21 protein-coding genes and 1 tRNA gene are annotated in these 26,433 nt (G+C 66.7%); 13 read left to right on the forward strand and 9 right to left on the reverse strand.

All coding sequences use genetic code 11. From position 1 onward, the window contains the following. Window positions 1-70: 70 nt before the first annotated feature. From Mal64_RS04725 to csrA, 8 genes are all read right to left on the reverse strand, one after another. The gene (locus Mal64_RS04725; protein ID WP_146397544.1) at window positions 71-973 is read right to left on the reverse strand and encodes an ABC transporter ATP-binding protein; all 903 of its coding nucleotides are present in this window, start codon (window positions 971-973) and stop codon (window positions 71-73) included. Window positions 974-1,138: 165 nt separating this feature from the next. Next, window positions 1,139-2,437 (reverse strand): tyrosine--tRNA ligase, encoded by a 1,299-nt coding sequence (gene tyrS / locus Mal64_RS04730; protein ID WP_146397546.1) that lies wholly within the window; start codon window positions 2,435-2,437, stop codon window positions 1,139-1,141. 121 nt (window positions 2,438-2,558) lie between these two features. Beyond that, window positions 2,559-3,329 (reverse strand): 2-C-methyl-D-erythritol 4-phosphate cytidylyltransferase, encoded by a 771-nt coding sequence (gene ispD, locus Mal64_RS04735; protein WP_146397549.1) that lies wholly within the window; start codon window positions 3,327-3,329, stop codon window positions 2,559-2,561. A 124-nt stretch (window positions 3,330-3,453) separates the two neighbouring features. Beyond that, the gene (locus Mal64_RS04740) at window positions 3,454-4,071 is read right to left on the reverse strand and encodes a pyroglutamyl-peptidase I family protein (RefSeq protein ID WP_146397551.1); all 618 of its coding nucleotides are present in this window, start codon (window positions 4,069-4,071) and stop codon (window positions 3,454-3,456) included. Between the two features lie 261 nt (window positions 4,072-4,332). Continuing rightward, window positions 4,333-5,316, reverse strand: coding sequence for an aldo/keto reductase (locus Mal64_RS04745; RefSeq protein WP_146397553.1), 984 nt, complete (start codon window positions 5,314-5,316; stop codon window positions 4,333-4,335). Between the two features lie 78 nt (window positions 5,317-5,394). Beyond that, a complete protein-coding gene (locus Mal64_RS04750) occupies window positions 5,395-6,423 on the reverse strand; it encodes a ferrochelatase (protein ID WP_146397555.1) in 1,029 nt (342 codons plus the stop codon). Between the two features lie 199 nt (window positions 6,424-6,622). Next, a tRNA-Glu gene (locus tag Mal64_RS04755) sits at window positions 6,623-6,695 on the reverse strand. Between the two features lie 281 nt (window positions 6,696-6,976). Continuing rightward, complete coding sequence (gene csrA, locus Mal64_RS04760) at window positions 6,977-7,225, reverse strand: carbon storage regulator CsrA (protein ID WP_146397557.1); 249 nt, start codon at window positions 7,223-7,225, stop codon at window positions 6,977-6,979. A 368-nt stretch (window positions 7,226-7,593) separates the two neighbouring features. On the opposite strand from csrA, the gene Mal64_RS04765 reads away from it, so the two are divergent. After that, window positions 7,594-8,376, forward strand: a complete 783-nt coding sequence (locus Mal64_RS04765) for a TatD family hydrolase (protein WP_146397559.1) — start codon at window positions 7,594-7,596, stop codon at window positions 8,374-8,376. 81 nt (window positions 8,377-8,457) lie between these two features. On the opposite strand, the gene Mal64_RS04770 is transcribed toward Mal64_RS04765, so the two are convergent. Beyond that, the gene (locus Mal64_RS04770; RefSeq protein WP_146397562.1) at window positions 8,458-9,123 is read right to left on the reverse strand and encodes a hypothetical protein; all 666 of its coding nucleotides are present in this window, start codon (window positions 9,121-9,123) and stop codon (window positions 8,458-8,460) included. A gap of 222 nt (window positions 9,124-9,345) precedes the next feature. On the opposite strand from Mal64_RS04770, the gene Mal64_RS04775 reads away from it, so the two are divergent. From Mal64_RS04775 to pckA, 12 genes are all read left to right on the forward strand, one after another. Beyond that, a complete protein-coding gene (locus Mal64_RS04775; protein ID WP_197525458.1) occupies window positions 9,346-9,792 on the forward strand; it encodes a VOC family protein in 447 nt (148 codons plus the stop codon). A gap of 89 nt (window positions 9,793-9,881) precedes the next feature. Beyond that, window positions 9,882-10,946 carry a M42 family metallopeptidase gene (locus Mal64_RS04780; RefSeq protein WP_146397566.1) on the forward strand — a complete coding sequence of 355 codons (1,065 nt, stop codon included), beginning with the start codon at window positions 9,882-9,884 and terminating at the stop codon, window positions 10,944-10,946. A gap of 193 nt (window positions 10,947-11,139) precedes the next feature. Continuing rightward, window positions 11,140-11,328, forward strand: a complete 189-nt coding sequence (locus Mal64_RS04785) for a hypothetical protein (RefSeq protein WP_146397568.1) — start codon at window positions 11,140-11,142, stop codon at window positions 11,326-11,328. 39 nt (window positions 11,329-11,367) lie between these two features. Then, the gene (locus tag Mal64_RS04790; protein ID WP_146397570.1) at window positions 11,368-12,267 is read left to right on the forward strand and encodes a hypothetical protein; all 900 of its coding nucleotides are present in this window, start codon (window positions 11,368-11,370) and stop codon (window positions 12,265-12,267) included. A gap of 21 nt (window positions 12,268-12,288) precedes the next feature. Then, window positions 12,289-12,711, forward strand: coding sequence for a secondary thiamine-phosphate synthase enzyme YjbQ (locus tag Mal64_RS04795; RefSeq protein ID WP_146397572.1), 423 nt, complete (start codon window positions 12,289-12,291; stop codon window positions 12,709-12,711). 410 nt (window positions 12,712-13,121) lie between these two features. Beyond that, on the forward strand, window positions 13,122-14,552 hold the full coding sequence (locus Mal64_RS04800; protein ID WP_231993582.1) for a circularly permuted type 2 ATP-grasp protein: 1,431 nt from the start codon (window positions 13,122-13,124) through the stop codon (window positions 14,550-14,552). Between the two features lie 121 nt (window positions 14,553-14,673). Then, window positions 14,674-15,663 carry an alpha-E domain-containing protein gene (locus tag Mal64_RS04805; protein WP_146397576.1) on the forward strand — a complete coding sequence of 330 codons (990 nt, stop codon included), beginning with the start codon at window positions 14,674-14,676 and terminating at the stop codon, window positions 15,661-15,663. A 122-nt stretch (window positions 15,664-15,785) separates the two neighbouring features. Next, a complete protein-coding gene (locus tag Mal64_RS04810; protein ID WP_146397578.1) occupies window positions 15,786-19,139 on the forward strand; it encodes a transglutaminase family protein in 3,354 nt (1,117 codons plus the stop codon). A 76-nt stretch (window positions 19,140-19,215) separates the two neighbouring features. Beyond that, window positions 19,216-21,783, forward strand: coding sequence for a circularly permuted type 2 ATP-grasp protein (locus tag Mal64_RS04815; protein ID WP_146397580.1), 2,568 nt, complete (start codon window positions 19,216-19,218; stop codon window positions 21,781-21,783). A 36-nt stretch (window positions 21,784-21,819) separates the two neighbouring features. After that, window positions 21,820-22,737, forward strand: a complete 918-nt coding sequence (locus Mal64_RS04820; protein WP_146397582.1) for a transglutaminase family protein — start codon at window positions 21,820-21,822, stop codon at window positions 22,735-22,737. Window positions 22,738-22,817: 80 nt separating this feature from the next. Continuing rightward, window positions 22,818-24,236 carry an SLC13 family permease gene (locus Mal64_RS04825; protein ID WP_146397584.1) on the forward strand — a complete coding sequence of 473 codons (1,419 nt, stop codon included), beginning with the start codon at window positions 22,818-22,820 and terminating at the stop codon, window positions 24,234-24,236. 500 nt (window positions 24,237-24,736) lie between these two features. Next, the gene (gene pckA / locus Mal64_RS04830) at window positions 24,737-26,380 is read left to right on the forward strand and encodes a phosphoenolpyruvate carboxykinase (ATP) (RefSeq protein WP_146397586.1); all 1,644 of its coding nucleotides are present in this window, start codon (window positions 24,737-24,739) and stop codon (window positions 26,378-26,380) included. Window positions 26,381-26,433 lie beyond the last annotated feature (53 nt).

Consider the following 26,433-nt stretch of genomic DNA (forward strand, 5'->3'; position numbering starts at 1 on the left):
CCGCTCACTTGAGGGGGGCGCCCCGAGAACACGGGGCGGTCGATCGCTGGGGGACGAAAAATTCGGTGGGTTAGTTCGTCGGCGTGGGGGCGGCCTCGGCCACCACCCGCCGGCCTGGCCGGGCCTCGCTGTCGCTCACGATCGACAGGAACAGGTCCTCGAGCGTCGTCGTGGGGTTGTCGCACTCGAGCAACTCGCCCTCGTGCCGCGAGATCACGCCCTTGATCTCGTCGCGGCAGGCGTCGCTCAGGCCGCGGGCGCGGATCTGGGTGACGTCTTCGACGGTGAGCAGCGAGTCGACCCGGCCCAACTCCTTGAGCTCGCCCTGGTGCAAGATGGCGATGCGGTCGCAAACGTCCTGCACGTCGGCGAGCAGGTGGCTGCACATCACCACGGTTTTGCCCTGGTCGCGGAGGTCGAGGATCATGTCCTTCATCTCACGCGTGCCGATCGGGTCGAGGCCGCTGGTCGGCTCGTCGAGCAGGATCAGGTCGGGGTCGTTGATCAGCGCCTGGGCCAAGCCGATGCGACGGGTCATGCCCTTGGAGTACTCGCGCAGCTGCCGCTTGCGGGCGCCGTCGATCTTCACCAGCTTGATTAGCTTGTCGATCCGCTCCTTGCGGACGTCGGCCGGGATGTCGAACAACCGGCCGTAGAAGTCGAGCGTCTCCTCGGCGTTGAGGAACTTGTAGAGGTACGACTCCTCGGGCAGGTAGCCGATCCGCTCGTTCTTCGAGACGTCGGTCGCCGGCTTGCCGAAGATGAGCGCCTGCCCATCGGTCGGGAACAAGAGCCCCAGCAGCAGCTTGATCGTGGTCGTTTTGCCCGAGCCGTTGGGGCCGAGCAGACCGAAGATCTCGCCCTTGTTCACTTCCAGGTCGAGCGCCTTCAGAGCGCGGACCTTCTGGCGGCCCCAGAAGTCGCGGTAGACCTTCGAAAGGGCCCGGGTTTCGATGACGGCTTCACCTGACATCGAGTTCCTCTAGATCGTGGGACGCGTGGATCTCTGAAAAAGGAGACGCCGGCCTGCGGCCGAGCGCCTGTGCGACCCGCTCCGCGGGGCCATGCAGACCTGCCAATATAAGCACGGCACGATAAGGCAGCAAGGATCGGCCCTCGCGAGCCTAACCGCCCCGGGTCAGTCCGCAAACCGCAGCAAGGCGTAGCGTTTGCGGCCGCTGCGGAGCACCACGACCGTCTCGCTGGCCAAGTCGCCGCGGCCGATCGACGTGTCGAGGCCCTCTACCCGCCGATTGTTCACATACGCCCCGCCCTGCTCGACGGTTCGCCGCGCGTCGCCCTTCGACTTGGCCAAGCCAGACGCCACGAGGGCGTCGACGATCGGCAGCCCTTCGCCGCCGAGCCGCTCGGCGGGCAGCTCGCTGCTCGGCACGTCGGCAAAGATCTGGCCGAGGGCCTTGTCGGTGAGCGACTCGATCGGGGCCCCGAAGAAGATCTCCGTCGCCTGGCGGGCCGAATCGAGCCCCCCCTCGCCGTGGGCCAGCCGGGTGAGCTCTTCGGCGAGCCGCTTCTGCGTCTCGCGGGCGGCGGGGTTCTCGGCCCGGGCGGCGTCGAGCGCGTCGCACTCCTCGAGCGAAACGTCGGTCAGCATCCGCACACAGGGGCCGGCGTCCGAATCGTCGACGTTCACCCAGTATTGGTAGAACTGGTACGGGCTGGTGCGCTCCGGGTCGAGCCAAACGGCGCCCGACTCGGTCTTGCCCATCTTCGTGCCGTCGCTCTTGGTGAGCAGCGGCCAGGTGTAGCCGTACAGCTGGGCGCTGTGCATGCGGCGGCCGAGGTCGAGCCCGGCCGTGATGTTGCCCCACTGGTCGCTGCCGCCCGCTTGCAACTCGCAGCCGTGCTCCTTGTAGAGTTGGACGAAATCGTACGCCTGCAAGAGCATGTAGCTGAACTCGGTGTAGCTCATGCCACCGGCGTCGTTGCCGTCGTCGCCCTTGCCCAGCCGGGACTTCACCGAGTCTTTGCCGAGCATCACGTTGACCGGGAAGTTCTTGCCGATGTCGCGCAGGAACTCCAAGTAGCTCCAGCCGCTGGTCCAGTCGAAGTTGTTGAGCAGCCGCGCCGTGGGCTCCGCGCCCTCGAAGTCGAGGAACCGCTTCATCTGCTCGCCGATCGACGCGACGTTGCGCTCCAGGTCTTCCTTGGAGAGCAGGTTGCGTTCGGCGCTCTTGCCGCTCGGATCGCCGATCATGCCGGTCGCGCCCCCCACGACGGCGAGCGACGTGTGCCCCGCCTTTTGGAAACGCCGCAGCGTGATCAGGCCCATCATGTGGCCCACGTGCAGGCTGTCGGCCGTCGGGTCGAAGCCGGCGTAGACGGTGCGGGGCTTCTCGGCGAGCCACGCGCCGAGGCCCGCGTCGTCGGTCGTCTGGTGCACCAGCCCACGCTGGCGGAGTTCATCGAAAAACGTCATGACCAAATGGCGCAAGCAGCGCTGATTGAGATTCGTGCGAAACGAAGCGATAGCCCCTAGCCTACGAGCTTCGCTCATCGGCTAGTTCAGACCAGATAATAAGAGAGAAACGAGCCGAGCGTTAGCGCCACATGTCGTCGCCCGCAAAGGGGTTGGCGAACCCGCCGGCCGGATCCTTCGGCGGGCGGGCCTTGAGGATCAGCTCCGCCAGCTTCAGATCCATCCGCTTGGTGATCTTCAGGTTCATCGGCGACCCCTCGACCAGGGTCACGGGCTCGCCGAGCCGCTCGATCAACTGGGCGTCGTCCGTTTCGCCCTCACCCGCCGCTTCGTGGGCCCGCTCGAGGAGCTTGCGGCAGAAGACTTGCGGCGTTTGAGCCGCCCACAGGCCGTCACGCGGCACGGTCTCCTCGATCGAGGGCTTGCCGCCGTCAGCTGGGGCCTTGGCCCGTTTGATCGTGTCGGCGACTCGCGCCGCCAGGATCGCCGCCCCGTCTCTGGACGCAGCAGCGAACACGGCGTCGATCTCCTTGTCCGCCACGCACGGCCGGGCGGCGTCGTGCACGGCGACATGGGTCGCCCCGTCGGTGAGCTTGGCGAGCCCCGCCCGCACCGAATCGCCGCGATTGGCGCCACCGACGCAGACCTCGACGCTCATAAACGCCAAGTTCGGCCCGAAACGACGCTGAAAATCCTCCCGGTCCTCCTCGGCGATCACCACGACCACCTGGCAGACGTCGTCGCGTTCCATGAAACGCTCGGCCGAGTGCAGCCACACGGCCCGGTCGCAGAGCGGGGCGAACGGCTTTTTGTAGTTCGCGTCGGCGAACCGCTCGCTGCGGCCGGCGGCGACCAGGATGACGGCGAATCGTGGCTTCGGGGTATCGCTCAAAACGGGGGCTCCAAGTCATCAAGATGGGCGGACCCTACCCATCCTAATCGCCGACAGCATTCACAGCATGGGTAGGCGACTGGCGCCCTCGACGTTACGGAAATCCCCGGCTGTCAGGCGCGGGCTAGGCGATTTCCGTGACCGGGGCCAAGGCCAAACGTTCGATCATCATCCGCACCGCCAGCGCCGTAATAGCCGACGGCAGCGAGGGCAGGTCGCGTCCTGCGGCGACGACCTGCGACGTGTCGAGCGGCACGTGGACAAAGACCGAGCCGTGTTGCATCGGCCGGTCGCGGGTGAAGTGGTGCGACCAGTAGAGAGCGGCGTTGCAGAGGTACTCGCCGGCGTGGAACGACACCTCGGCCGGCGCGCCGGCGTCGCGGAGCATGCGGGCCCACTCGCCCAGCGGCAGGGCGCTGCGGTACGCCGGAGGGCCGTCGGGCTCCAACATCGGGGCCTCGTCGGCGGCGACGCCGCGGTCGCGGGCCACGTTCAGGCCGATCGCCTCGAGGGCGATCACCCCTTTACCGGGGGCCTGCCCCAGGTGGATCGAGGCGTCGAATCCCGCCGCCAAGTCGCTCGCCATCCGCTGGCGAGCCTCGGCAAAGTCGACCGGATAGAGCCGCGTGGTTAGATCCACGCTTTCGGGCGTTTCACGCGTCAACTCTTGCACAGCCAGCCAGCTGGCGTTTTCACGCCACTGGTCGTACGGGCCGAACGCGGTGAGCAGGATACGAGTCATACAGCCGATTGGAAGCGATGCGATCTGATACCGCAACTATGGGTTTATCCCCCGCAAGGCCAACGAGAGAAACCGCCAAGACGCCAAGGACGCCTATAAAAGAAAAGATTGGACAGGATTTACAGGATGGAGGGGGAATGAGTGACGACTAAGACACGCTGTCTGTTCACTCCGGCTTTATCCCGTCGACCCTGTAAACCCTGTCACACACCTTCCTTAGCGTGCCTTGGCGTGCCTGGCGTCTTGGCGGTTCTCCGTCCTTCACTCGAACACACGCTTGGCCGCCGCATCGCCACGGTCAGCGATCGCCTGGTCGATAAGCCGCAGTTGCTCGTCGGTGAGCCGCAGGCGGAGGGCAGCGGCCGTTTCGCGGATCTGCTCGGGGCGTTTCGCTCCGCAAAGCACGGTGGTGATCCCCGGCCGCTGGGCGGTCCAGGCCACCACGAGTTGGGCGACCGTCATGTCGGCGTGGGCCGCCACTTCTCGGAGTTTATCGAGGAACGCCTGGTTCTTAGCCCACTCCTCGCCCTGGTACATCGGGTAGTTGCGCCGTGAGTCGCGCTCGTCGAGCGGGTCGTCGCCCTTGAGCTTGCCGGCGAGCAAGCCCTTCATCAGCGGCCAGTAGGCCGCCACCGCCACGCCGTGCTCCACGCACCATGGCAGCGTGCGGCGCTCGATGTCGCGCTGCAGCATGTTGTACGGCAACTGCACGGCGTCGATGGGGCACACGGCGTGGAACGCCTCGATCTGGTCGAGCGCGAGATTCGACACGCCGATCGCCCGCGTCTTGCCTTCCTGCTTGAGCTCGGCGAGGCCGGCGGCCGTTTCCTCTAGGGGCGTCACGCCGTCGGGGCCGTGCAGGTAGAGCAGCTCAACATGGTCCGTGCCGAGCCGCCGCAGGCTCTCCTCGCACTGCGCACGCAGGTTGGCCGCGCTCGCGTCGCTGTGGAACGCCTCGCCGTCGTGGCGGACGCCCCCTTTGGTGGCGAGCACGACCTCATCGCGACGCCCGACAATCGCCTTGCTGATAATCCGCTCGCTCTCGCCGTTGGCGCCGTAAGCGAACGCCGTGTCGAGGTGATTCACCCCCTGGTCGAGCGCCTCGCGGACGGTCGCCAGGCTGTCGGCCTCATTCGTGCCAAGTGTCGTCACCCCGGCGATCGGCCAGCAGCCGAGCGCGACGCTCGTGATCTCAAGACCACTGCCGCCGAGTGCGCGGAGTTCAATTGGAGGGAGAGCCGACATATCAAATCCGAATACTCTAGTGGGTGCTTGATGTGGGACCTCTGTTGTCACAATACTGCCTGCCTATATCGGCTTGCCTCACGTCGCGGCGGGCCGACGGGGCGTGTAGCTGCAGCAGCCGACCGGGCAGACATCGTGGCTGGGGCCGAGCTCGCCCAGCGCCGGCCGTTCGGCGAGGCCTTCGACCCGTTCGGCGATGAGGTCACAGACCATGCGGACGAACTTCGGGTGGATGCCGGCGGTCGGGGCGCGACGCATCGCGATGTCGAGCTTCTCGCACAGCTCGCGAGCCTCGGTGTCGAGGTCGAACAACACTTCCATGTGGTCGGAGATGAAACCGATCGGCAAGATCACCAACTCTTCGAGGCCTCCGGCCGCGTGCAGCGTTTCGATCCGGTCGCAAACGTCCGGCTCGAGCCACGGCTGCTGGGGCGGCCCGCTGCGGCTCTGGTAGACCAGCTCCCAACGCGGGGCGCCTGCCGCCTCGGCCACAAGCCGACAAGCCTCCTGCAGCTGACGCTCGTAACGGCAGCCTTCGGCCATCGCCATCGGGATGCTGTGAGCCGTGAACATCAGCAGGGCGTTGTCGCGACGCTCGGCAGGGAAAGCCTCCAGTTCACGGCGGGCGTTCTCGGCGTTGACTTCAACAAACGCGGGGTGATTGAAGAAGACTCGCACTTTGTCGACCTCCGGCGCCGTGGGGCCGACTTCCTCGCGGGCGCGAGCGATGTCTTCGCGGTACTGCCGGCAGCCGGAGTACGAGCTGAACGCGCTGGTGAAGAATGCGATCGCCCGCTTCACTCCGTCATCGCCCATCTGGCGGAGCGTGTCGGCGAGCAGCGGGTCCCAGTTGCGGTTGCCCCAGTAAACCGGCAATCGCGGGCCATTGGCGGCGAGCTCTTTCTCGAGCGCGGCGATCAATTGGCGGTTCTGCTCGTTGATTGGGCTCACGCCGCCGAAGTGCTGGTAGTGCTCGGCCACCTCCAGCATCCGCTCGCGCGGCACGTTCTTGCCGCGCAGCACGTTCTCGAGGAACGGCATCACGTCGCCGGGCCCCTCGGGCCCGCCGAACGAGACAATCAAAACGGCGTCGTAGTCTTGGCTCATACCTAGAATCTAGGCGTCAGGCGCTCGGTCGACGAGAGGCGCCAACGACAGTCTCATTCCGCCTGCTATCTTCGGACTGCTCGTACACCGCGACGCACTCGGTGGGGCAGGCCGATCCCTCGCGCACAAAAAAAGACACGACCGGCGTGCGGTCGTGCCTCATGATTTTTCGCCATCCGGCAAAGCCGGACGAACGAAATGACCCCAAGGGGACTCGAACCCCTGTTGCCGGCGTGAAAAGCCGGAGTCCTAGGCCACTAGACGATGGGGCCGGAGGGCAGCTTCGCAGCCTAGGGGTGCGAAGCGTGCAAAGAAAAAGTTAGGCGGACAAAGTGCTTGCGTCAAGGCGAGGGTCGTCGACTGCGGAGAATCGTGTACCACGAGCACAAAATATGGAATGCATGCCGACCGACGAGCGAATCGTCTATAGTCGAACCTATGCCTGCCAGGAGCCAAAAGTTGACCGCGGCAAAGCGACGAACGGAGCCTCACGAGCCGCGGCGACTTTCCGTCGCCACAGGTTCTCGCTGCGGGCAACCCAGCCTGCTAAGCGTTAGCTCCCGGCGGGGTTTTCTTCGACCGAAGAAGTGGGCGAAGCTGCAGGCGGATCGGTTTCGGCTGGCGTTCCGGCGGGCGCTTGGCTGCGCTGGATCGCGTCGTAGACCTCACTCCGATGCACAGGCACTTCCTTGGGCGCCTCGATGCCTAGTCGCACCTTGTCACCGCGGATTTCCACCACCACGATGGTGATGTCGTCGTTGATAACGATGCTCTCGTTTTTCTTCCGCGAGAGAACCAACATGACCGCTTTCCTTCGCTTTCCATCGCCAAGGGAACATTGGCTTGCGTCCTCGGTGAGGGTCGCTCGCCTATCGGAACGGTCTTTCAGCGACCGTAGAGCTGCTTTCCAATACCCCTAACTCTACGAGCAAGGGGGCCACAGTCAAGAAAATCCGGGCTTGCTACCCCCCCTTTTCGGGCGTTCTGGGCAATGTTTGATCACCTGGCAATTACCGCAATTACCGCAACGGAGCAAGCATTTACCACATAACTCATTACGGTATAATCCTTTAAGACGAATCCACCTGCTTTGATAGACGCTTAATCGAGCTCGTTGCCCGCTGGCTGAAATGCTCCCTTTTTGAGCCCCCTGTATAGGGGGAATGGTCCTTGCTCTTCGACACCCACGCGCATCTTGATGGGCCTAAATTCTCGGAGGACCTCGCCGAGACGCTCCTGCACGCTCAACAGGCTGGCGTCACCGACGTGGTGGCCATCGGCGTCGACGCAGCCTCGAGCGCCTCATGCGTGCGTTTGGCGGCGGAGCACGTGGGCGTTCACGCCGCGGTAGGCATTCAGCCGAACGACGTTCGCGACGCCGCGCCGGGCGATTGGGACGAGATCGTCCGCTTGTCGGGCGAGCCGGGCGTGGTCGCCATCGGCGAGACCGGCCTCGATCGCTACTGGGACCACACGCCGTTTGAGGCGCAGCAGGATTACTTCGATCGCCACCTGCGGCTATCGCAGCAGAAGGACCTCGCCTTCGTGGTCCACATGCGTGAATGCGAGGCGGAGGTGCTCGCCATGCTGCGCGAGGCCCGTGAACGCGGACCGCTGCGCGGAGTGATGCACTCTTACACCGGCACAGCCGAGGGCGCCAACGAGGCGGTCGAGCTCGGCCTGCTGGTCAGCTTTGCCGGCATGGTAACGTTCAAGAAATCCGAAGCGCTCCGCGAGGTCGCCCGCACGGTTCCTTCCGACCGGCTGCTGGTAGAGACCGACAGCCCTTATCTGTCGCCCGAACCGGTCCGCAAGATCAAGCGTAACGAGCCGGCGCACGTGGCCCACACCGCTCGCTGCTTGGCCGAAGCGCGGGGCGTGCCCTTCGATGAACTCGCCCGGCAAACCAGCGAGAACGCCAAACGCCTGTTCTTCCAACAAGACGCAAGCTAACCCGCAGCCTAAGCAGCCCATGGGCCGCAGCCGCCGACGGCAGTCGGCGGTTCAACCCCGAGCGTTGCTTCGCCTCAGAAATCACGGCCCGTACGGATGGGCGTAAGGCGCTCGGTAGGTGCTCGGGCCGACCCAGTTGCCGCAGCGGTCGCAGGGGTCTTTGCAACGGGGCGGGTCATTGTGCCACTCGCTCCAGTAGCTCTCGCCGTCGCAGCCGCCGCAGCCGATCTTGCCAATCAGGCCGCAGGTGACGTGGTTGAGCTCTTCCCCAATACAATCCAGGCCGAACTTCAGCGAGCCGCCCGCCGCGCATCCGCCGACACAGCAATCTTGGCCGCACTCGCCCGCACAGCCCACCTCGCAACCGCAATCGGGTTCGGCGCAACCGCAGGCCGGTTCTGCACAGCCGCAACCAGGCTCGCTCGTGTCGCAGCCACAGGGGCCGGTGCAAACGCAGATCTTCGGCCCGCTGCAGTTGCAGTCGGTCCACCGCTTGAAGGCCCAGGAGCGGCCGTCGACCCCGCAGGTGTCGCCGCACGCGCCGCCGCAAGAATCACCGCAGTCGGCGCTACAGCCGGGCTCGATTGCACAGCCGGGGTCGGTCGCGCAGCCCGGCTCGGTCACGCAGCCGCAAGCGGCGTGGTGACCGCCGCCATGGATCGCCGCGCAGCCCGGGGCCGCCACAAGGGCTAAGCACGCAAGCAGGGCGTAGGTGTTTTGCAAGGCGTTGTGGTTGAGCGTGGTCACTGCCCGTTCCCTCGAAGAGATGGTCATGGGATTGCGTTCGCCCGCCGCGCGGAGCGTCGCACTCTCATGCCCAGCCATCGGCGCCGTGGGTCCGCACGATTGAGCCGAACCGCTACAATCGTCAAAACATCTTCAGCCGGACGCCGCTTAAGCAGTCGTGCTAGCAACCGCCCCGATCCCCCCGGCCGCCTCCCCAGCCACACCAACCCCGCCGAACAGAGCGTGACAGCGTCGCCCACTCCCCCCGTCGAAGTCGGCCGGTTCAACCACGCCGCGATCGTGTCGCTCGATGTCGAGCGGAGCGTGGCGTTCTACGCTTCGGTGCTAGGATTCCGCCGCACGGCGCGGCCGGCGTTCAGCTTCGACGGCGCGTGGCTCTACTGCGACGGCTTGGGCATGATGCTGCACCTGATCCACGACGCCGCGTTCGACCCCACGCCGCCGGCCACGAAGCGGCTGAACCACTTGGCGTTTCGTGTCGACGTGGACCACGCGAAGGAACGACTCACGGCGCTCGGCGTCGATTTCCGCGAGAAGCGGCTGCCGACACTCGGCTACCGCCAGTTGTTCTTGCTCGACCCTGACGGTCACCAGTTGGAATTGGGCGAGTGGCCCGAGCCGGAAGAACTTGCGCGGCTGCCCTTCCCGACGCCGCAGCCGCCCGGCTAACAGCGCGGCGCCAAACTGTTACGATGCTTATTTGGAGGGGAACCGCGCTCCCCTGACCCCCGCCCTCCCCGATCCCCGACCCCTCGCTTATGACCCCCGCCGCTAAAGAGTTCTTCCAGCAGATCCTCGAGACCCCCAGCGTGTCGGGCTACGAGCAGCCGGTCCAGGCGTTGGTGCGTGAGTACGCCGGCGGCTTCGCCGCTTCGGTCCGCACCGACCTGCATGGCAACGTGATCGCCGTGGGCAATCCCGACGCCGAGCTGCGCGTCATGCTCGCCGGCCACTGCGATCAAATCGGGTTGATCGTTACGAGCATCAGCGAAGAGGGCTATCTCTACTCGAAGCCCGTGGGGGGCTGGGACCCGCAGCAACTGATCGGCCAGCGGATGACAGTGCACACGGACGACGGCCCGCTGCCGGCCGTGATCGCCCGCAAGGCGATTCACCTCTTAGAGCCCGAGGAGCGCAAGCAGGTCGTCAAGCAAAAGGAGCTGTGGCTCGACATCGGGGCGAAGGACCAGAAGGAGGCGGCCTCGCTCGTGCGCGTGGGCGACAGCGTCACGCTGCAGCTCGGCTACGAGGAGATGCGAAACGGCCTGGCCAACTCGCCCGGCATGGACGACAAGACCGGCCTATGGGTTTGCATGGAAGCGCTGCGTCGTTGCCAGGAGCGTGGCGGCATGAACGTCGCGCTGCACGCCGTCTCTACGGTGCAGGAAGAGATCGGCCTGCGCGGCGCCACGACCAGCGCCCACGGGGTCGACCCACATGTGGGCATCGCCGTCGACGTGACGCACGCGACCGACACGCCGACGATCGACCGCAACCAGGAGGGCCTCATCCGTCTGGGCGGCGGCCCGGTCGTCGCCCGCGGGCCGAACGTCAACCCGGTCGTGGCCGAGGGGCTGCGCGAGGCGAGTTCGCGTGCCGAGATCGCCGTGCAATGGGCCGCCGTAAACCGAGGCGCCGGCAACGACGCGAACGCGATGCAGCTGGCCCGCGCCGGCGTGGCGACGGGCATCGTCGCCGTGCCGAACCGCTACATGCACAGCGCGGTGGAGATGGTCTCGCTCGACGACCTCGACCAGTGCGCGGAGCTGATCGCCGAATTCGTGCTGGCGATCGAAGCGGACGCCGACTTCACGCCGAGGTAGAAAAACATAGACGGGATTACAGGATCATTTGGGATTCACAGGATGACGCTAAAACGCATCTTGTTCATTCATGCCGATCCTGTGATCCTGTCTATACTTTGATTCGCGACTTTGCATATATGGCTGTCCTGCGGCTAGAATCGTGAAAGACCGGCCAAGGTTAAGCGAAGAGCACTACGAGTGGGCCGCCGAAATGACCCGCATTGGCGCCGCCGGCGCCCGCCGCGCCCAGGAAGAGTCCCGCCGCGCCGGCGTGCCTTGCGTTTACTCCATCAACGGCGTGCTGCACTGGGAGCTGCCGGACGGCAGCCTCACAACGACCGACCCCGGTGTCTCGCCGCCCGGGGGCGACGACGCTGCGGCCGGCGAACGGCAAGCCTGAGCGATCGGGGCACTGCACCTTTTCCTACACGACTAGCGCATGATGACCCCCCGATGCCTAACGATCGGTCTTGTGTTTCTCCTGAGCGGCGTGGGCGTCCGTGCGGCGGAGTTTGAAACGGTCGCCCCGCTCGCCGACGCGGTGGAGCACCCGGTCCGGGTTGGCCCACGACTGATCGTCGGCGGCGAGCCGAAAGACGACGCCGCGTTCGCCGCCTTGGCGGCGCAAGGCGTGAAGACCGTGGTGAGCGTCGACGGCGCCCGGCCCCAGGCCGACCTAGCCGCCAAGCATGGGCTGCGTTACGTGCACGTGCCGATCGGCTACGACGGTTTGCCCGAGTCGGCGCAGCTGTCGCTCGCACGCGTGGCCAAGGAGATCGACGGGTCCGTGTTCGTCCACTGCCACCACGGCAAGCACCGCGGCCCGGCCGCCGCAGCGATCGTCGCCCGCTGCCAGGGGCTGGTCGACGTGGAGGGCGCCGAGAGGCTGCTCAACGAGGCGGGCACGAGTCACGACTACGCCGGCCTGTGGCGCGATGTCACGGCGTTCACGCCGCCGCCCGAGGGCGCCAAGTTGCCGGAGCTCGTCGCCGCGGCCGAGGTCGACTCGCTCGCCGCCGCGATGGCGATGGTCGACCGGGCGTGGGATCACCTGAAGTTGTGCGAAAAATCGGCCTGGAGTGCGCCGGCCGAGCACCCCGACCTCGTCCCCTCGCGAGAAGCGATTCTGATCCGCGAGGGTCTGCACGAATCGGTCCGTGCGCTCGAAGGGGGCGACGGGGGCACGGACGAAGCCTTAATCGCCGCGATGCGCGAAGCGGAGATGGTCGCCAAGGAGCTTGAAAAAAGCCTCGCCAATGGCAACGCCGCAGTTTCAAACCGCTTGTTCGCCACGCTCGCCACGCAGTGCAAAGAATGCCACGCCGGCTACCGCAACTGACCGCGGCACAGGAGCCTCCCGATGAAATCTTTCCGTAAAGAGCTTTGGTTCAACCTGCCGGAGCGGATGGCGTTTGAGAACATCACGCCCCTGGTCGAGCAGTGCGTCCGTGAGAGCGGTGTTGAGGAAGGGCTTTGCCTGGTGAATGCGATGCACATCACGGCCTCGGTCTTCATCAACGACGACGAGCCGGGTTTGCATCGCGACTACAAGAAATGGCTGGAGGAGCTCGCTCCATTTGACCCGTCGCCAGAGCGGTACCACCACAACCGCACCGGCGAGGATAACGCCGACGCCCACCACAAGCGCCAGATCATGGGCCGCGACGTGACGGTCGCCGTCACCGAGGGGCGGCTCGACTTTGGCCCCTGGGAGCAGATCTTCTACGGCGAATTCGACGGGCGGCGAAAGAAACGGGCCTTGGTGAAGATCATCGGCGAGTGAAGCGTCGGCTCGTGCTTGGCGGATTCGGTCTCACGGCGTTAGGCGCGTGGGTTCCCCGCTCTAGACGACCCCTTCAACGGAAGTTGACTCCAGCGAGCTGGATCTTCTGCGACCAGGTCGACGCTGGAGCGGTGGCTGCCCAACGCGCCGTCGCTCGCTGCGCGATTTGATGGCACGCGGCTCCGTGCAGCGCGTCGCCTAATACGCTCCCCAACCGCGCGGCGCCGCCCATTCTTACGTGGGACCGCATAGCCAACCCCCTTGGCATGGGATGTGCTGCTATCGATTCGCGGCGCTGCGCTGGTAGGCTGCTCACGTTCGCACAAAGCCTACCGACGCCGCGGCGTTGACCCGAGAAGACTCCCCCGCAGAATTCTTATCGAGGCGGACCCGCCATTTTCGAAATCCACGTGAATAACAAGTCGACGGTCGCCTACGACGAGTATGGGCCTTCGCCGGACCAGCCGCGTCACGCCTCGTTGACTCACAGCCTCGGACAGATACCGATCGAGGTGCTCGCCAGCCGCCAAGAGGTGGCCGAGGCCGAGCTCAACGAGCGGGGGGTCACGTTCGCTGTTTACGGCCACAACGACGGCGCCGAGAAGATTTGGCCGTTCGACATCGTGCCACGCCCGATCAGCGGCGAGGAGTGGCGGCCGGTCGAGGAGGGCCTCAAGCAGCGCATCCGCGCGCTGAACCTGTTCCTCGACGACGTGTACCACGACAAGCACATCCTCAAAGACGGGGTGATCCCCGAGGAGTTCGTGCTCGGGGCCGAGACTTACCGCCCCCAGTGCGAGGGCCTCAAGCCGCCCGGCGGGGTGTGGACCCACATCACGGGCACCGACCTGATCCGCGACACCGACGGCCAGTTCTACGTGCTGGAGGACAACCTGCGTTGCCCCTCGGGCGTGTCGTATGTGCTCGAGAATCGTGAGTTGATGAAGCGGGTTTTGCCCGAGGTGTTCCAGGGGACGTCGATCGCGCCGGTGGAGAGCTACCCCGACGCGTTGCTCGACACGCTGCTGCAGACCGCCCCGCCCAAGTGCGACGGCCTGCCGCGCGCCGTGGTGCTGACGCCCGGCCAGTTCAACTCGGCGTTCTTCGAGCACTCCTATCTCGCCCAGCGGATGGGGGTCGATCTCGTGCAAGCCTCGGACCTTTACGTCGAGGGGGGCCTCGTCTGGATGCGGACCACCCACGGCCCGCAGCGGGTCGACGTGATATACCGCCGCATCGACGACGACTTCTTGGACCCGGTGAGCTTTCGCGCCGACTCGATGCTCGGCGTGCCCGGGCTGATGCGAGCTTACCGCGAGGGGGGCGTCACCCTGGCCAACGCCCCCGGCGCGGGCATCGCCGACGACAAGGGCGTGTACGCCTACGTGCCGAAGATCATCGAGTACTACCTGTCGGAAGAAGCGATTCTGCCGAACGTGCCGACCTACGTCTGCTCCGAGCCCGACCAGTGCCAGTACGTGCTCGACCACCTCAGCGAGTTGGTCATCAAGCCGGCCAACAACTCGGGCGGCTACGGCATCTACTTTGGCCCGACTTCGTCTCGTGCCGAATTGGAGGAATGCGCGGCGGCGGTCAAAGCCAATCCGCGGAACTACATCGCCCAGCCTCTCGTGACGCTCTCCACGACGCCGACGATCGTCCCCGGGGGCCTCGCGCCACGCCACGTCGACCTGCGCCCGTTCGTCTTGTACGGCAAAGACTTCTACGTGATGTCGGGGGGCCTGACGCGGGTCGCGTTGAAGGAGGGCTCGATGGTGGTGAACTCCTCCCAAGGGGGCGGCAGCAAAGACACCTGGGTGCTCAACGGCGCCAGCCAATAGCGGCCCACCGGCGCCCGCACCGCCTTGGCCTCGCGGCGTGAGCGGCCCCGCGATCCACCCACGATGCCCCCTCAGACTTTCCCCTCCCCGTCGCACCGCTAACGAAACGCCCCGCACCACGATGCTATGCCGCGTCGCCGATTCACTGCACTGGATGAGCCGCTACGTTGAGCGGGCCGAGAACATTGCGCGCTTCATCGACGTGAACCAGGTGTTGTCACTGGGCGGCGTCGGCGTGCAATGGGACCCGCTGATCTTCGCCAGCGGCGACGAAAAGGCGTATAACAAGAAGTACCCCGATTTCTCGCGCGAGAACGTCTTGCGGTTCCTGCTGTTCGATCGCGAGTACGCTAACTCGGTGGTCAGCTGCGCGAGCCGCGCGCGTGAGAACGCCCGGGCGATCCAGGGCGAGCTCAGCATGGGCGTTTGGCACGCCGTCAACCGGCTTTACCTGCGTGTGCGCGACGGCGCCCGCAACGCCGAGGAGGTGATCGCCAACCCGAACTTCTTCCTGGAGCGCGTCAAACGCTCGTGCCACCAAGTGATGGGCGTGTCGAACGCCACCCTCAGCCGCGACGAGGCCTGGCAGTTCTGCCACCTCGGCACGCTGGTCGAACGGGCCGACAAAACCTCGCGGATTTTAGACGTCAAGTACTTCACGCTGCTGCCGAATGTGACCGACGTCGGCGGCGCCCTCGACGTGGTGCAATGGTCCGCGCTCCTCGAAACGACCGGCGCCACGCACATGTACCGCAAGCGGCACGGCAGGATCGACCCCCGCAAGGTGGTCGCCTTCTTGGTGCTCGACGAGCAGTTCCCGCGTTCGATCCGCTACTGCGTCGAGCAGGCCGAAGACTGCATGCGCGACATCGCCAGCAGCACGGCGCCGGGCGACGGGCCGCTGGCGCAGATCGGTGAGATGAGCGTGCGGCTCAACTCGATCGGCGCGGACGAGATCGTCGACACCGGCCTGCACGAGTTCATCGACGACTTCCAGCGGCGGCTCGACTCGTTCAACGAGTCGCTGTTCGAAGCCTACTTCCACGTGCCGCCCGTGCTGCCCTACGTGCCCGATGGCGCCCAGAGCCAAACCCAGAGCGGCCCCACGTAAACCGGCCGGCCACCAAGCCGGCAGCCCCCTCTCGCCGAGACGATCCAAGGACGGACCAAGCGACGCCAGAACGACACCCCACGAATCCCCCCCACCCGCGCGCCTCCTTCCCGCCGCCTCTCATGTCGATCCTCGTCGCCCTCCACCACGAGACCAAGTACAACTACGAGCGCCGCATCACGCTCGGGCCGCAAACGGTGCGGTTGCGCCCGGCGCCGCACTGCCGCACGCCGATCAAGTCGTACTCACTCTCGATCGAGCCGGAAGACAAGTTCCTCAATTGGCAGCAGGACCCGCACGGCAACTTCCTTGCGCGGCTCGTGTTCCACGAGCCGACCGACGTGTTCCGGGTGAGCGTTGATCTCGTGGCCGAGATGAAGACGATCAACCCGTTCGAGTTCTTCGTCGAGGAGTACGCCGACCACTTCCCGTTCGCCTACGAAGAGGAGCTGGCCGACGACCTGCGGCCGTTCCTGCGCACGCTGCCCGAAACGCCGGCGTTCGAGGAGTACCTGGCGCACATCAACCGCGACCCGCGCAAGACGATCGACTTCCTGGTCGACCTGAACCGGCAGCTCGAGCAAGACATCAGCTACACGATCCGCCTCGAGCCGGGCGTGCAGACGCCCGAGGAAACGCTCACCAAACGGAGCGGCTCGTGCCGAGACTCGGCGTGGCTGCTGGTGCAGCTGCTGCGGCGTTTGGGGATCGCGGCCAGGTTTGTCTCGGGCTACCTGATCCAACTGGCGCCGGACGAGAAGCCGCTCGACGGCCCGGCCGGTCCGTCGGCCGACTTCACCGACCTGCACGCCTGGACCGAGGCGTACCTGCCGGGCGCCGGTTGGGTGGGGCTCGACCCAACCTCGGGCCTGCTGGCTGGCGAGGGGCACCTGCCACTGGCCGCCACGCCGGCCCCGCAAACCGCCGCCCCGATCAGCGGCTGCGTGGAGGACTGCGAGGTCGAGTTCGGCTTCGAGATGTGTATCAAAAGGGTTCATGAAGACCCACGCGTCACGAAGCCATACACCGACGAGCAGTGGAAAGCGATCGACCGCCAGGGCGCAGAGGTCGACCGCCGCATGGCGCAGGGCGACGTGCGCATGACCATGGGGGGCGAGCCGACCTTCGTGTCGATCGACGACATGGAGGGCGAGGAGTGGAACAGCGCCGCGGTGGGCCCCGTCAAGCAGAAGCTCTCGGACCAACTGGTCCGCCGGCTCAAGAACCGCTACGCCCCGGGCGGACTGCTGCACTTCGGCCAGGGCAAGTGGTACCCGGGCGAGTCGTTGCCCCGCTGGGCGTTCAGCTGCCTGTGGCGGACCGACGGCGAACCGATCTGGTCGAACCCCGACCTGCTGGCGGACATCTCGACCAAAGGCGAGTCGGCATTGCCCGAGGCCTCGGCTTTGCTCTCGGGTTTGTGCGAACGGCTCGAGGTCGAAGACTACTGGGTCCGCCCCGCCTACGAAGACCCGCTGCACCTGGTCGCCATCGAGCAGCAAGCGCCGATCAACGTGGACGTCAGCGAGTTCGATCTCGAGGCGCCCGAAGAACGCCGCCGGCTGGCCAACGCCATCCAGCGCGGCCTCACCCGTCCGGTGAGCTACGTGCTGCCGCTCACCAAGGCGTGGTGGCAGGCCAAGCCGCGTTGGACCAGCGGCCCTTGGCCCGTGCGCTCGGAGCGGCTCGTGCTGATCCCGGGCGACTCGCCAGCCGGCCTGCGGTTGTCGCTCGACAGCTTGCCGAAGGTCGGCAAGAACGACTTGGGGAACGTGTTCCCGGTCGACCCGTTCCTGCCCCGTTTCCGGCTGCCGGGCCACGAGCACATGCTGGCCGCCGCCCGCCAACGGCGTGAGGAGTTTGCCGCAACGATCACCCAGCAAACGCGTGATCCGGCCGCTCAGCGGTTCGAGGCGCCGCACGAGCCCGACGACGCCCCGTTCACGCCGCTCGACACGATCCGCACCGCGCTCTGCATCGAGCCGCGCAACGGTCAGCTGCACGTCTTCATGCCGCCGACCAATTCGCTGGAGGACTACCTCGAACTCGTGGCCGCGATCGAAGACACGGCCGAGGACCTGCAGACCCCCGTCGTGATCGAGGGCTACCTGCCGCCGCACGACCACCGTGTGCAGACGATCAAGGTGACGCCCGACCCCGGCGTGATCGAGGTCAACGTCCAGCCGGCCGCCAACTGGGAGGAGCTCAAGACGGTCGTCGGCGGCGTGTACGAGGACGCCCGGCAAACGCGTCTCGGCACGGAGAAATTCCAGATCGACGGCCGCCACAGCGGCACCGGTGGCGGCAACCACTTAGTGATCGGCGGCCCCACGCCGGCCGACAGCCCGTTTGTCCGTCGCCCCGACCTGCTGCGCAGCCTGATCGGGTTCTGGAACAACCACCCGTCTCTCTCGTACCTGTTCTCGAGCCTCTTCATCGGCCCCACGAGCCAGGCGCCGCGGGTCGACGAGTCGCGCGGCGACGCGATGTACGAGCTCGACCTGGCGTTCAGCCAAGTGCCCGAGCCCGACGAGAGCGACTCGGTGCCGCCCTGGATGGTCGACCGCCTGTTCCGCCACCTGCTCACCGACACGACCGGCAACACGCACCGCGCCGAGATCTGCATCGACAAGATGTTCTCGCCCGACTCGTCGACCGGGCGCCTGGGGCTGGTCGAGCTGCGGGCGTTCGAGATGCCGCCGCACCCGCGGATGAGCCTCGTGCAACAACTCCTGGTTCGGTCGCTGATCACGATGTTCTGGGAGCGTCCCTACCGCGAGAAACCGATCCGCTGGGGCACGGCGATCCACGACCGCTTTATGTTGCCGCACTACTTGCGGAAGGACTTCCGCGCGATCCTCCGCGAGCTCGGCTCGGCGGGCCTGCCGATGGACGAGGCTTGGTTCGAGCCGCACTTCGAGTTCCGCTGCCCGTTCATCGGCCAGTTCGAGCGTGAGGGGATCGAGGTCGAGCTCCGCACGGCCATCGAGCCTTGGTACGTGCTCGGCGAAGAGCAAGGCGGCGGCGGCACGACGCGCTTCGTTGACTCTTCGGTCGAACGCCTCCAGGTGAAGGTCGACGGCTTGGTCGGCGATCGCTTTGTGCTGGCTTGCAACGGCAACCTCTTGCCGCTCACCCCGACCGACGTCCACGGCCAGTGGGTCTGCGGCGTCCGTTACCGCTCTTGGCTGCCGCCGAGCTGCTTGCAACCGATGTTGCCGGTGAACACGCCGCTAACGATCGACCTGGTCGACCAGAACAACGGCCGCTCGTTGGGAGGCGCCCAGTACTTCGTGGACCACCCGGGCGGGGTGAACTCGAACAGCTACCCGATCAACGCGTTGGAAGCGGAATCCCGCCGCAGCGCGCGGTTCTGGGACATGGGGCACACCGGGGGTTCGATGTGCCCGAACAGCGTGATTCCCGATCCCGATTTCCCTGTGACCCTCGACCTCAGGCGTTGCAACGCGTGGTGAAAACTGCTCGACTAGGGCCTTCTGAAAGCTCGCGGGCGACGCCCGCGAGCGATCGGTTTTCGAGTCGCAGGCCAGCATGACGCAGCAGCATAAGCCGATGCCCGAGGGCGTCCAACAGCCGACCCTCTCGCCCGTCGGCGGGGCGTACAACGAGGCCTTCGGACCCGACGGGAAGCCGCGACCGCATTGGGTCGCGGCGATCGATGCGGTCGGTCGGCTCGGGGCGGAAGACTTCGCCGAACGGGCCGCCCGCGCCAACCGCATCCTCGGCGACGACGGCGCCACGTTCGACGTGTTCGCCGCGGAGGAGCAGAGCCGCGGGCCGCTCAATCTCGACCTGCTGCCGCTGCTGGTCAGCGCCGACGAGTGGGCCACCGCCTCGACGGGCCTCACCCAGCGGGCCCGTCTGCTCGAGGCGATCGTCGAAGACGTCTACGGCCCGCAGCGGCTGCTGAAGGATAACTTGCTGCCCCCCGAGGCGGTGTTCCGCCACACCGGATACTTCCGCCAGTTCCACCAGCTCCGTCCCGCGGGCGAGGCGCGGCTGCTGAAGTACACGGCCGAGCTCGCCCGTTCGCCCAACGGCGACTGGTGGGTCATGGCCGACCGCACCGACGCCACCGCGGGCTCCGGTTTTGCGCTCGAAAACAGGCTGGTCACGCTCCGCTGCATCCCGCAGCTGGTGCACCAGCTTGGCGTGCGTAGGCTGGCCGCCTACTTCACCTCGTTGCGCGAGGCGATCGTGCGACGCGGCTACGCCCGCAGCGACGACCCCCGCGTGGTCCTGCTCACCGCCGGCTCCTCGGCGCCGTTCTACTTCGAGGACGTGTTCCTCGCCCGTTACCTCGGCTACACGCTGGTCGAGGGGGGCGACCTCACCGTCCACACCGACGGCGTTTACATGAAAACGCTCGACGGCTTGGTGCGGGTCGACGTGATCTACTCACGCGGCCGCGAACGCGGGCTCGACCCGCTGGCGATCGGCGGCGCGTGGTCGCACGGCGTGGCGGGGCTGCTCGAGGCGATCCGCAGCGGCGCCGTCGCGCTGGTCAACACGCCCGGCGCCGGCTTCGTCGAGGCGCCCATCGTGATGGCCTTCCTCCCCAAGATCTGCCGCGCCCTGCTCGGCGAGGAGCTCAAGCTGCCGTCGATCGCCACCTGGTGGTTCGGGGACCCGGCGGCGATGCGGGCCGCTTACGCCCAGTTCGACAACCTCGTGATCAAACCCGCCTACGACCCGAGCGGCGGCGAAGAGATCGTCGTCGGACTGCTGACGCCCGAGGGCAAGCAAGACCTGCGGCGTCGCATCGAGGCCGACCCCGGCTCTTACGTGGCCCAAGAGCTGGTCGTCCGCAGCGTGGCGCCCGTCGATTCGTTCGCCTCGCAGAAGTACGGGCACGTCGCCATACGCAGCTTCCTATGCCGCGACGGCGACGAGCACCGCGTCATGCCGGGCGGGCTGGTGCGTGTGGAGGACACGAGCGGGCCGATGGAGCTGGCCGTCACGGCCGGCGACCGCTGCAAGGACCTGTGGGTGCTCGCCGCCGAGCACCACGAGCACGTCTCGCTGCTGCCCGCGCCCGACGAGCCCGTGCCGCTCCGCCGCACCGGGGCGCTTTTTCCCAGCCGCGTGGCGGACAACCTGCTGTGGCTCGGCCGCTCGATCGAGCGGACCGATTACCTCTGCCGTTTGCTCCGCGCGACCAACGACCGGCTCTCGGTCGAGTCGGACGACGAGTTCCCCGAAACGGCGTTCCTCACCCGCGCCCTGGTCGACGCCGGACAGCTCGACCCGGGTTTCGCGATCGATGATCTCGCCAAACGGTTGCCGCTGATCGCCGAAGCGCTGCCCAAGGCCGCGTTGCAGATGAGCGATTCGGGCGGGCTGTTGTCGGCTGTCGCCGAGACACGCCGTCTGGTGATCTCGGTGCGTGACTGGCTCAGCCACGACACCTGGCGTTACCTGCACGGCACGGCGTCGCACTTCCTCGAGCGTTCGGCCCGCGCGAACGACGACCTGTCCGACTTGCGACGCGAGGTCGACTCGCTGCTCGCGGGGCTCGCCGCCTCGGTCGGGCTGATCGAGACCCGCATGACCCACGGCCCGGCGTGGCGGTTCCTCGACCTCGGGCGTCAGATCGAGGCGGCCCTGACAACAATCGACCTGCTGCGCGCCGCCCACGAGTCGGGCTCGCTCGCCAAACGCTCCACGCTCAAGGCGCTGCTCGAGGTGGTCGGTAGCGAGATGACCTACCGGGTCCGCTACCTCGATCGGGTCGAACAGCACGCGGTGCTCGACCTGCTGGTGATCGACGACTCGAACCCGCAATCGGTGCTCTACCAGGTCGCCCTGGTGGCCGAGCAGACCGGCTCACTGCCCGCCGAGGACGAGCAAGGCGCCGGCACGCTGACGCTCCGCAACGAGGTCTCGCACCGCGCGGCCGACGCGCTCGCCTTGCTGCACGAGATCACGCTCGATGACCTGAGCGCCACGCCCCCCACCGCCCTGCTCGGCGTGCTCGACCGTGTCGAAACCGTGCTGGGCGACATGCTCCACCACCTCACGCGACGCTACCTCTCGCACTCGGGCCCTCCGAGGCTGGTGGAAGAATCGCCGCCGTCCACGCGACCCGAAACCAAGTAGCCCCCTGCCCTGTCACCTGCGCGCAAGCCCAAGTCGATGCGATACCGTGTCACTCACATCACGCGCTACCTCTGCACCGACCGGGTCTCGGTCGGGCACAACGAGGCGTGGGTCAAGCCCGTCGAGGACCGCGACCAAAAGCTCCTCGCCTACCGGCTCGAGATCGACCCGGCGCCCTCGAGTCTCGCCTCGCGGTCCGACTTTTTCGGCAACGAGGTGGCGATGTTCTCGTTCTTCCAGGGGTACGAAAGCCTGGAGGTCCGATCGGTAAGCGAGATCGATCGCCAGACGCCCGCCGCGCCGGCGCCCGACGCCACGCCCCCCTGGGAAAGTGTGTGCGACACGACTCAGTTGGGCGACTCCGACCAGCGGCTGCGCGTGATCCAATTCGCCTACCCTTCGCCCCGCACCCCTTCGGACGAGGCGATCGGCGGCTACACCCGCGAGTCGTTCGCCGCGGGCAGGCCGGTGCTCGCCGCCGCCTGGGAGCTGATGTCCCGCGTGCACGCCGACTTCGAGTACGACCCAAACGCCACGCATGTCGGAACCCCCGTCGAGGAGGCCTTCGCGCTGAAGCGCGGCGTCTGCCAAGACTTCGCTCACGTGATGCTCGCCGGCTTGCGATCGATCGGGCTGCCCGCGCGCTACGTGAGCGGCTACCTCCGCACCAAGCCACCCGAGGGCAAACCTCGTCTGGTCGGGGCCGACGCCTCGCACGCCTGGGTCGACGTTTGGTGCGGCGCCGAGCACGGCTGGGTCGCTCTCGACCCGACGAACGACGTGCTCGTTGGCGTCGACCACCTCGTGGCCGCCCGCGGCCGCGACTACAGCGACGTCCCGCCGCTGCGCGGCGTGTTCCTCGGTGGGGTCCACCCGCAGATGGAGGTGAGTGTCGACACGGCGCCGCTCGACGAGCAAGGGGAGGAGTCGTCTCCCGCCGAGGCGACAAGATGACGCGTCCCGAGGAGGCCGTCGAAAGGTTATAGTCGCGTTCCCCCCCAGGCGCCCCGCCCGCAACTTCCCACCCGCTCCTCATGAACAACGACACCCGGCGCGAAGCGCGCGAGCTTCTTGGACTGTTTCGGTTTTCGCAGGCGAAGACTTTGGGACTGATCATCCTGAGTCTCCTGGCGGCCTCGGCGGCGGCTTTGTTGCCCGAGCACGCCGGCCTCGAGCCGGCACCACGTTGGGCGTTGTTCATCCTCGTCTTCTGCGCGGGGATGTGGGTCACCGAGGCGATCCCCGCGTTCGCCACGAGCCTGCTGGCGATCGGCCTATTGATCGCCATCCTCGGCCGCCCCGGCGGGGTGTTTGCCGAGGGGACGCACGACTGGGAGATGTTCATTCAGCCGTGGGGGAGCCCGCTGATCTGGCTCTTCTTCGGCGGTTTCTGCCTGGCGAGCAGCGCCGAGCTGACGGGCCTCGACCGGCGGCTCGCCTCGGTCGGCTTGGGGTACTTCGGCAACCGGCCCGCCACGGTCCTGTGTGGGTTGATGGCGGTCACCGCCGTGCTCTCGATGTTCATGTCGAACACCGCCACCGCCACGCTCGTGATGGCGATGCTCACCCCCGTGATCGCGGCCCGGCCGCCGAACGATCTCATCAGCCGCTCGCTGGTGATGGGCGTGGCGTTCGGCGCCAACCTCGGCGGCATGGGCACGATCATCGGCACGCCGCCGAACGCCATCGCGGCCGGCCTGCTGAAGGGCGAGGTCAACTTCGCCCAGTGGATGGTGCTCGCCGTGCCGCCGGCGCTATTGCTGCTTGCCCTGGCGTGGGGCTACCTGGTGCTCGTTTACCTGCGCGGCGAGGCGTTCCGCCACCAGACCGAGCTGTCGTTCGCCATGGCGCCGCGGGCCGATGTGGCCGTCACGAAGCAGCGGATTGTGATCGCCACGTTCGTCGCCACGATCCTGATGTGGGTCACCGGCCCGCTGCACGGCGTGCCGACCACCGTCACTTCGTTCATCCCGATCTGCGTGCTCACCGCCACCGGCGTGCTCGGCGCGAACGACATCCGGCGTATCCCGTGGGACATCCTGCTGCTGATCGCCGGCGGACTGGCGCTCGGCGTGGCGATGGACCGCACCGGCTTGGCCGCCTGGGCCGTGGAGCGGATGCCGATCGAGGGGCTCGCCCCGGCGGCGATCGCCGTGGGCTTCGGCTACGCGGCGCTCGTGATGTCGAACCTGATGAGCAACACGGCCACGGCGAACCTGGTGCTGCCGATCACCGTGGCGATCTTCTCCGCCAGCGACACGCGGCTCTGCGTGCCGGTGGCGTTGTGCGCTTCGGCGGCGATGTGCCTGCCGATCTCAACGCCCCCCAACGCGATCGTCTACGGCTCCGGCCAACTCTCGACCAAAGAGCTGATCGCCGGCGGCGCCCTGGTGGGGGTCGTGGCGCCGCTGGTCACGGTCGGCTGGGTGCGGCTGGCGCTGGGGTGGATTTGAATTGGAATCGTTGGGTGGCGGTGAGATAAAGCCCTGCGTCATCGGCCACGATCGTCGGGGCAGCGAGCTGCTTAGAGCGGTTTTCGAATTGGTGTGGACGAGGGGGGAAGCGATTGTCGGCGTGGCGAGGAAGCCGAAGCAGGCAATGCGGTGCATTGTCGATGCAGGCTGACGAAGCCATGACGCCGATCGCGAGCCGAGCGTCTACACCAATGAGCAAACCGCTCTAGCCGACGACGTGTGCATTGTCTTGGCAAGCACAGCCGAACGACTCGATGACCGGCAGCGCCGATCGAGTCTTCGATGGTGATCGAAGGCCCTCTCACCCTAAACCCCATACCTCGACTGCAGTCGAGAAGTTCAGACCCGCTCGCTAAGGGCCAGCCGCCCCGCAACCGCGACGATTTGACGCCCGGTTTGGGCGTCCGCAGTGGGGCAAATTTTGGTAGGCTGCGCAGCGACGGGGCGCGTCGCCCCGGAGTTGGAAAAGGAGCCCCAAAATGTCCGCCGTCACCACCCAAAAACCTGTTCCCCCAGCCGCGAGCAAGAAGATCCAGCCCGCCAACGCCTTCGATCTCTCGGCATACGGCATCACCAAGCCGCTGGTGCTACGCAACGCCTCGGTCGCCGAGCTGTACGAGCACGGCATCCAGCGCGATCACTCTCAGATCGCCTCGTCGGGCGCCCTGGTGGCGTACTCCGGCGAGAAGACCGGCCGCAGCCCCAAGGACAAGCGTGTGGTGCGTGAGCCGGGGAGCGAGCAGGACGTTTGGTGGGGCGATGTGAACATCCCGCTCTCGCCCGAGTCGTTCGACAAGAACCGCTCCATGGCGATCGACTTCCTCAACGCGCAAGACGTGGTCCACGTGGTCGACGGCTACGCCGGATGGTCGCCCGAGGAACGGATCAAGGTGCGGATCATCTGCTCGCGGCCGTACCACGCGTTGTTCATGCACAACATGCTGATCCGCCCCACGGCCGAGGAGCTCGCGGACTACGGCGAGCCCGACTTCGTGGTGCTCAACGCCGGGCAGTGCCCGGCCGACACGAGTGTCGAGGGCGTGGAGAATGAGACCAGCGTGGCGCTGAACTTCGCCACGGGCGAGTTCGTTATCCTCGGCAGCGAGTACGCCGGCGAGATCAAGAAGGGGGTGTTCACCATCATGAACTACCTCTTGCCCAAACGCGGCGTGCTGTCGATGCACTGCTCGGCCAACGTCGACAGTGAAGGCCACGCGGCGCTCTTCTTCGGCCTCTCGGGCACCGGCAAGACTACGCTCTCGGCCGACCCCAAGACCAACCTCATCGGTGACGACGAGCACGGCTGGGGTCCCAACGGCGTGTTCAACATCGAGGGGGGCTGCTACGCCAAGTGCATCAACCTCTCGCCCGAGGGCGAGCCCGAGATCTACCACGCGATCCGCTTCGGCACGGTGCTGGAGAACACGGTGCAGGACCCCGTGACCAGGGACGTCGACTACTCGGACGTCTCGCTCACGCAGAACACGCGGGCCAGCTACCCGATCGAGTTCATCCCGCACGCGGAGATCCCGTGCGTGGGCGACCACCCGCGCGACATCGTGTTTCTCACGTGCGACGCGTTCGGCGTGCTGCCGCCCGTGAGCCTGCTCACGCCCGAGCAGGCGATGTACCACTTCATCAGCGGGTACACCGCCAAGGTGGCCGGCACCGAGGTGGGCGTCACCGAGCCGTCGGCCACGTTCAGCGCGTGCTTCGGGGCGCCGTTCCTCGTGTGGCACCCTGCCAAGTACGCCGAACTGCTGGCCGGCATGATGCGGCAGCACGGCTCGCGGGCTTACCTGGTGAACACCGGCTGGAGCGGCGGGGCGTACGGCACGGGAGAGCGGATGAGCCTCAAGGTGACGCGTGCGATCATCGACGCGATCCACGACGAGCGTCTGCTCAAGGCCGAGACCGCGTCCGACGAGTTCTTCGGGCTGAAGGTGCCGCGGCGCTGCCCGCACGTTCCCTCGGAGCTGCTGCTGCCAGAGAACGCGTGGGCCGACAAGGCGGCTTACGAGAAGACGGCCCGCAAACTAGCCGGCCTGTTCGTCGAAAACTTCAAGAAGTACGAGGCCGACACCTCGGCCGAGGTGAAGGCGGCCGGGCCCAGAGTGGGCTGATCAGGGTCGGCTGACGCTGTAGGGAACGCCCTCTGTGGCGTTCCAGCCCCGGG

Origin of the sequence: Pseudobythopirellula maris, assembly GCF_007859945.1 — a bacterium.
Lineage (GTDB): Bacteria > Planctomycetota > Planctomycetia > Pirellulales > Lacipirellulaceae > Pseudobythopirellula > Pseudobythopirellula maris.

What these genes read in the sequence shown, in the direction of transcription:
- Mal64_RS04750 (WP_146397555.1), bottom strand. Translation starts at nt 6,423, where the DNA reads ATGAGCCAAGACTACGACGCCGTTTTGATTGTCTCGTTCGGCGGGCCC.
- Mal64_RS04795 (WP_146397572.1), top strand. Translation starts at nt 12,289, where the DNA reads ATGAAATCTTTCCGTAAAGAGCTTTGGTTCAACCTGCCGGAGCGGATG.
- csrA (WP_146397557.1), bottom strand. Translation starts at nt 7,225, where the DNA reads ATGTTGGTTCTCTCGCGGAAGAAAAACGAGAGCATCGTTATCAACGAC.
- Mal64_RS04725 (WP_146397544.1), bottom strand. Translation starts at nt 973, where the DNA reads ATGTCAGGTGAAGCCGTCATCGAAACCCGGGCCCTTTCGAAGGTCTAC.
- Mal64_RS04820 (WP_146397582.1), top strand. Translation starts at nt 21,820, where the DNA reads ATGCGATACCGTGTCACTCACATCACGCGCTACCTCTGCACCGACCGG.
- Mal64_RS04740 (WP_146397551.1), bottom strand. Translation starts at nt 4,071, where the DNA reads ATGACTCGTATCCTGCTCACCGCGTTCGGCCCGTACGACCAGTGGCGT.
- Mal64_RS04825 (WP_146397584.1), top strand. Translation starts at nt 22,818, where the DNA reads ATGAACAACGACACCCGGCGCGAAGCGCGCGAGCTTCTTGGACTGTTT.
- Mal64_RS04745 (WP_146397553.1), bottom strand. Translation starts at nt 5,316, where the DNA reads ATGTCGGCTCTCCCTCCAATTGAACTCCGCGCACTCGGCGGCAGTGGT.
- Mal64_RS04805 (WP_146397576.1), top strand. Translation starts at nt 14,674, where the DNA reads ATGCTATGCCGCGTCGCCGATTCACTGCACTGGATGAGCCGCTACGTT.
- pckA (WP_146397586.1), top strand. Translation starts at nt 24,737, where the DNA reads ATGTCCGCCGTCACCACCCAAAAACCTGTTCCCCCAGCCGCGAGCAAG.
- Mal64_RS04815 (WP_146397580.1), top strand. Translation starts at nt 19,216, where the DNA reads ATGACGCAGCAGCATAAGCCGATGCCCGAGGGCGTCCAACAGCCGACC.
- Mal64_RS04780 (WP_146397566.1), top strand. Translation starts at nt 9,882, where the DNA reads ATGACCCCCGCCGCTAAAGAGTTCTTCCAGCAGATCCTCGAGACCCCC.
- Mal64_RS04785 (WP_146397568.1), top strand. Translation starts at nt 11,140, where the DNA reads ATGACCCGCATTGGCGCCGCCGGCGCCCGCCGCGCCCAGGAAGAGTCC.
- tyrS (WP_146397546.1), bottom strand. Translation starts at nt 2,437, where the DNA reads ATGACGTTTTTCGATGAACTCCGCCAGCGTGGGCTGGTGCACCAGACG.
- Mal64_RS04790 (WP_146397570.1), top strand. Translation starts at nt 11,368, where the DNA reads ATGATGACCCCCCGATGCCTAACGATCGGTCTTGTGTTTCTCCTGAGC.
- Mal64_RS04810 (WP_146397578.1), top strand. Translation starts at nt 15,786, where the DNA reads ATGTCGATCCTCGTCGCCCTCCACCACGAGACCAAGTACAACTACGAG.